The sequence below is a fragment of the Streptomyces sp. NPDC002520 genome (assembly GCF_053595235.1).
This window is the reverse complement of the sequence record NZ_JBSFXG010000035.1, coordinates 82,745-88,777: the sequence shown is the minus strand read 5'-3', so window position 1 is coordinate 88,777 and position 6,033 is coordinate 82,745. Positions and strand designations below refer to the sequence as shown.

The following is a 6,033-nucleotide window of genomic DNA, read 5'->3' as shown; positions in this document are numbered from 1 at the left end:
TCGCGTCGGCCGCGCGGGCCGCGGCCCGCGCGGCGCCCTCGTCGAGTGCGACGTAGGCGTGCACGTCCGGCTCGGTGGCGTCCGCCACCGCCAGTACGGCGTCCACGACCTCCTGGCTGGTGGTGGTGCCCGACGCGATGGCGCGCGCGGTGTCGACGAGTGTCCGGTCGGTTCGCATCGTCAGCACCGGCATCCCGTCGGGCCGTCCGCGGGCGCCCAGCCGGCGACCTCGGACCAGAGGTTCTCGGCCCTCTTCTGCGCGTCCTGGCGCACCGCGACCGGGTCGACGGTGAGCACCTGGCGGTCGCGGACCACGAACTCCCCGCCGACCATCACCGAGTGGATGTCGGCGGACTGGCCGGCGAAGACCATGCTCGCGACCGGGTCCAGCACGGGCGCCAGGTGCGGGCCCTGGAGGTCGACCAGCAGCAGGTCGGCGAGCTTGCCGGGCTCGATCGAGCCGAGCTCGTGCTCGCGGCCGAGGGCGCGAGCGCCCTGGATGGTCGCCATCTCCAGCACGTCCATGGCCTTGATCGACTCGGCGTTGCCGTCGCTGATCCGGTTGACGCAGACCGCGAAGCGCATCTGCTCGAGCATGTCGTGGACCATGTTGTCGGTGCCGAGCCCGACCCGCGCGCCGAGGCGTCGCAGTTCGGCGACCGGCGCGATCCAGCCGCTCTTGGCGTTGACGGCGGGGAGCTGGCACACCGTCGTGCCCGACTCGGCGAGCAGCGCGGCGTCACCGTCCTCGAGGAACGCGCAGTGCCCCGCGATCAGGTCCGGTCCGAGGACGCCGGTGTCGGCCAGGTGCTGCACCGAGCTGCGGCCGGTGAGCGTCCGCACCTGGGCGACCTCGCCGGCGCTCTGGGCGAGGTGGGTGAACATCCCGACCCCGGCCTCGTCCGCGAGCGCCCGCGCCCGGCGGAGCAGGTCCGGGCTCGCGGTGTCCGGGCCGTGCGGCCCGACGTGGCAGGTGATCCGGCCGTCGTCGTACCCGTGCCAGTCCTCGATCAGGCGCGCGTTGGCCTCCAGGAGGCGCTCCCCGCGCGCCGCGTCGTACGTGTAGGCGCCGTGCCGCACGCTGAACAGGTCTGCGTCGTGGATCCGCTCGCTCACCACGGCGCGGAGGCCGACCTCGGCGAGGGCCCGGACGTTGGACCGCGAGTGGATGTAGTTCTCCACGATCGTCGTGGAGCCGAACGCCAGCGCCTGCATCGCCCCGAGCAGCGACATGACGTAGGTGTCGTCGGGCGACATGACCACCCCCTGCGGGATGTCGCGGCGGTAGATCGGCGCGCCGCCCATGTCGTCGCCGATGCCGCGGGTGACACCGATCGCGCAGTGGACATGCAGGTTCACGAAGCCCGGCAGCAGCATCTGCCCGGACGCGTCGACCTCCGTCGCTCCGGCGTACCGCGCCCGGAGGTCGGCGGTCTTCCCGACGGCGGCGATCCGGCGGCGGTCGACGGCCACCGCCCCGTCCTGGATGACGGTGCGCTGCTCGTCGACGGTGACCACCGTGGCGTTCGTGATGAGGGTGAGATCGGACATGGTCGTCTCCTGGGTCTGTGGTGAGTACGTCGTCGCGTCAGGGACGCGGCTGCACGGTGCCGGGCGGGTACTGGTTCCACCACCAGTGCGCGATGTCGAGGCGCCGGGTGAACCACACGTCGTCGTGGCCGAGCATGTACTGAAGGAGCTCGCGCAGGGCGTGGGCCCGGGCGGGTTGGCCCATGATGCGCGGGTGGAGTCCGATGGTCATCATCCGCGGTCGGGTGTCTCCTTCCTCCCACAGCAGGTCGAAGGCGCGCTTGCCGTAGTCCAGGAACGAGTTGGGCCCGGAGTAGGACTGTCCGGGGAGGAACAGCCCGTCGTTGAGGGTGAAGGAGTAGGGGATGACGAGGTGGTCCTTGTCCTGCACCCGCACGAAGTACGGCAGGTCGTCGGCGAAGGAGTCGCTGTCGTAGAGGAAGCCGCCCTCCTCGACGAGGAGTTCGCGGGTGTTGACCGACGCGGGCTGCCGGCTGTACCAGCCCCGCGGCCGCTCGCCGCACGTGGCCTCGATCGACTCGATCGCCATGTGCAGCCGCTCGCGCTCGGTGTCGCGGTCGAGCGTGCTCACGTTCTCCCAGCGGTAGCCGTGGCAGCACACGTCGTGGCCGCGCTCCTTGATCCACGCGCCGACCTCCGGGTTGAGCTCGAGCGCCTGGGCACACCCCTGGACGGTGATCGGGAGGTCGAGCCCGTCGAGGATGCGCTGGAGACGCCAGATGCCGGCGCGCGAGCCGTACTCGAAGATCGTCTCGTTGCCCAGGTCCCTGACCGGCAGCGGCGGATAGTCGAACTCCTGCGGGATCTCGTTGCGGCCGTCGACGGGGTAGCTGAGCTCGCTGCCCTCCTCGTAGTTGACGACCAGGCAGACCGCGACCCGCGCCCGCCCGGGCCACTCGACGGCAGCGCCGTCGCGACCGTAGCCGACGAGGTCGCGTCCGCCGGGCGCAGAGGGGTTCGTGGACATGGGGTTCACTCCTCGATGGTCAGGATCGGTACGGCGCCCGCGTCGATCGAGCGCTGGCGCAGGTCGCGGCACTCGTCGGCGAACGGCCCGGTCAGTACGTCGAGCCGCGGGCCGGTCGTGGCCACGGCGGCCGCGAACCCGGCCGGGTCGTACCCGCCCCACGGCCGGTCGCCGGGCAGCCGGGTGCCGCCGACGACGACCCGGCCGAGCCGGTAGACGAGGCAGGCGCCCAGGCACATCGGGCAGGGCTCGAACGTCGTGTACATCGTGGCGTCCTCCAGCGACCGGCCCGGGTGGGCGGCCGTGAGGTTGCGCAGCGCGACCACCTCGGCGTGGGCCGTCGGGTCGCCGCTGGTCATCGCCTCGTTGCCGCCGCCGGCCAGGATGTCCTGGCCGGCGACGATGACGGCCCCGACCGCGAGGTCGCCGCGCGCACCGGCGCCCGCGGCCTCGCTCAGCGCGGCCTGGAGGAACATGCGGTCCGTCCGGTCGCGCGCGTCGGTGTGGGGGGTCGGCGTCACGGCTGTGCTCACCGGCCGATCTCGCGGAGGTCGGTCGCCGCGGTCTCCCGGGCGATCGCCACGCAGGAGATCAGCACCACCAGCAGCGCGGCGAGGTACACCGAGACCGGCACCCACGTGTCGTACTTGGTGACCAGCGCCACCGTGATGATCGGGGCGAGCGCGCCGCCGAACACGCCGGCGCTCTGGAAGCCCAGGCCGGCTCCGGTGTACCGCACGCGGGTCGGGAACAGCTCCGGGACGTAGGCCGCGAGGGGACCCCACATCGCCGCGATGAAGAAGTTGCCCACGGCCGGTGCGACGAAGACCAGCGCGTCGACGCCGGACCCGAGCAGCGGGAAGAAGGCGAAGCCCCACATCATCGCGCCGACGGCGCCGATGGCCAGGACCGGCCGACGGCCGATCCGGTCGCAGAGGTGACCCCACATCGGGATGCTGACCGCCTGGCTCGCGGCACCGAAGAGGACGGCGGTGAGCAGGGTCTGGCGGGGCAGGCTGAGCTGGGTGGTCCCATACACGAGGATGAAGACGTTGAAGACGTAGAAGGTCACGTCGCTGCCGACCCGGGAGCCGATCGCCAGCAGCACGCGCTTCCAGTGACGGGTCACCACCTCGATCAGGGGCGCCTTACCGGCCTCGTCGGCCGCGGCCTCCTCCTCGAACAGCGGCGACTCGCGCACCTGCCGGCGGATCCACAGCCCGACGAGCACCAGGACGGTGCTCAGCAGGAACGGCACCCGCCAGCCCCAGACGAAGAACGCCTCCTCCGACACCAGGAAGGTGACGATCGAGAAGACCGCGTTCGCGAGCAGCAGGCCGATCGGGCTGGCGATCTGGACGAGCGACCCGAGCAGCCCGCGCTTGCCGTCGCTGCTGAACTCGCCGACCATGAGCGCCGCGCCGCCCCACTCGCCACCGAGGCCGATGCCCTGGACGAAGCGGAGCACGACGAGCAGCAGCGGGGCGAGGATCCCGATCGAACCGTAGGTGGGCAGCACACCGATCAGGCCGGTCGCCGTACCCATCAGGAGCAGGGTCAGGATCAGCACGTTCTTGCGGCCGTACTTGTCGCCGAAGTGACCGAAGACCGCCGCGCCCAGCGGGCGGGTCACGAACGCGACGGCGTACGTGATGAGCGAGAGCATCGTCGCCGTCGCGGGGTCGCTCTCGGGGAAGAAGAGCTTCGGGAAGACCAGGGCGGCCGCCGAGCCGTAGATGAAGTGGTCGTACCACTCCAGGGTTGTGCCGACCGCGCTCGCGCCGACGACGCGTCGTAGCGCCTTCCGGTCGGTGCGAGTAGCGGCGCCCGGGGCGCCGGTCTCGAGAGCTGGGTGCATGCTAGCCTCCAAAGACAGGTGTTCGAGTACGCCGCTGCCGGGGGATTTCGCAGTTCGCACGGCAGCGATGTGGGTGGACACCGACCTCGCACGGCCCCCTGCTTGATGCGGCGGGGCCGTGCTCCTCGGTCGACTGCCGACGGCTCTTCCTGGGCTGGTCGAGTGCCGTCGACTTTTCGGAGCTGAGCGCGCGTCAGGTGCTGACGCAAGGTAGGCGACCTGGTCGATCGCGGCCCTGGTCGGACCGGTTGAGCCTGGCGCCCGACAAGAGTTCGAGATCGCCGTTCGAGTCACCCTGTTCATGTTTTGGTATACCGGGATACTGCTCGCGTCCGATGGACGCCGTCAAGCAGTACGGGATACAAAACTGGGAAGGGGGGTTCGGCGGTGCAAAGGTCGTTCCTCGTCGTGGCCGTGCTCGGCGCGAACGTCGTCGCGGCGATGCAGGTCGGCAAGGTGCCCACCGCGCTGCCCGCGATCGGCGACGACCTCGGGCTCTCGCTGGTCCAGGCGAGTTGGGTCCTCTCGCTCACCAACCTGCTCGCGGCCGGCACCGCGTTCGCCGTACCCGCCCTCTCGACGCTGTTCGGCGCCCGCCGGCTCGCGCTGCTCGCGACGGCGTGCCTCGCGCTCGGCAGCCTCGCCGGAAGCGCGTGCTGGAACGCGGAGACCCTCTTCCTGTCCCGGGTCCTCGAGGGTGCCGGCCTGCTGCTGATGATGATCAGCGGGCCGACGCTCCTCGCCCAGGTGCTCGACCGGCAACGGCTCCGGATCCTGCTCGGGCTGTGGCCCGCGTGCATGCCGGTGGGGGTCGCGGTGATGCTGGCGGCCACGCCCACGCTGGTGGAGGTGACGGGCTGGCGCCCGGTGTGGGTAGGCACCGGCCTGGCCGCAGCGGCTGCAGGAGCGGTCCTGGCAGTGGCCTCCCGGGCTCTGCCCGCGCCGCACGTCGAGTCCGGGATCCCGGATGCGTCGCGGATGCTGCGCGAGCCTGCGCGCCGGCTGGCGGTGCGGCCGCTGCGGTGGTGCGCGGCGATCTCGCTGTGCTACTCGGCGGAGTTCCTCGGCGTCCTCGGGCTGCTGCCCTCGGTGCTGGACGAGCGGACCGGCGCGGGTGCGGGGGCGGTCGCGGCGCTGACGGCGACGGCGTTCCTCGCCAACGGCATCGGTACGGCGACCGCGGCGCTCCTCCAGCTCCGCGGCGTCGCCGGATCGCTTCTCCTCCTGCCGGCCGCCCTCGTGATGGCGCCGTGCCTCTGGGTGGTCTACGACCCTGGTGTCCCGCGCCCGGCCACGATGGCAGCCGCGTGGGCCTTCGCGGCTGCCGGTGGCTTCATCGCCTCGGGCGTCATGTCGGGCGCTGCGCGCTGGGCGTCCTCGCCGGCGGAGGTGTCGTCGGGTGTCGCCGCGATCACACAGTCCATCAACCTCGGCCAGCTGGTCGGTCCGCCCGTGGTCGCGGTCACTGTCTCCGGAGCGGGGTGGGCGGCGACGCCTGCGGTGCTGATGGTGCCGGCGGGTGTCGTGCTGGCCGGGGGCGTCGTCCTGCGGCAGTCCACGCGTGCCGGCGAGCCTTGACGCGCTCACGGCCGGGAACTCACTACTGTTTTCGCGATTCAGAATCCGCTGACCGCATCCCGGACGCCCAGGGCTGGAG

Annotated in this window: 5 protein-coding genes; 1 reads left to right on the top strand and 4 read right to left on the bottom strand. The window is 71.8% G+C overall.

Annotated features, from left to right (window positions below; all coding sequences use genetic code 11):
- Window positions 1–180 precede the first annotated feature (180 nt).
- Genes ACWD5D_RS34950 through ACWD5D_RS34935 form a run of 4 tightly spaced genes read right to left on the bottom strand, consistent with a single transcriptional unit; the run spans window position 181 to window position 4,376 of the window.
- Window positions 181–1,551, bottom strand: a complete 1,371-nt coding sequence (locus ACWD5D_RS34950; RefSeq protein WP_451376829.1) for an amidohydrolase family protein — start codon at window positions 1,549–1,551, stop codon at window positions 181–183.
- 37 nt (window positions 1,552–1,588) lie between these two features.
- Window positions 1,589–2,518 (bottom strand): polysaccharide deacetylase family protein, encoded by a 930-nt coding sequence (locus ACWD5D_RS34945; RefSeq protein ID WP_451376828.1) that lies wholly within the window; start codon window positions 2,516–2,518, stop codon window positions 1,589–1,591.
- Between the two features lie 5 nt (window positions 2,519–2,523).
- Entirely contained in the window at window positions 2,524–3,051 is a 528-nt protein-coding gene (locus tag ACWD5D_RS34940; protein ID WP_451376827.1) for a nucleoside deaminase, read from the bottom strand.
- Window positions 3,048–4,376, bottom strand: coding sequence for an MFS transporter (locus ACWD5D_RS34935; protein WP_451376826.1), 1,329 nt, complete (start codon window positions 4,374–4,376; stop codon window positions 3,048–3,050). The genes ACWD5D_RS34940 and ACWD5D_RS34935 overlap by 4 nt, the downstream gene beginning before the upstream one ends.
- A 387-nt stretch (window positions 4,377–4,763) precedes the next feature.
- Here ACWD5D_RS34935 and ACWD5D_RS34930 point away from each other — a divergent pair, with 387 nt between their 5' ends.
- On the top strand, window positions 4,764–5,954 hold the full coding sequence (locus tag ACWD5D_RS34930; protein WP_451376825.1) for an MFS transporter: 1,191 nt from the start codon (window positions 4,764–4,766) through the stop codon (window positions 5,952–5,954).
- Window positions 5,955–6,033: the final 79 nt, after the last annotated feature.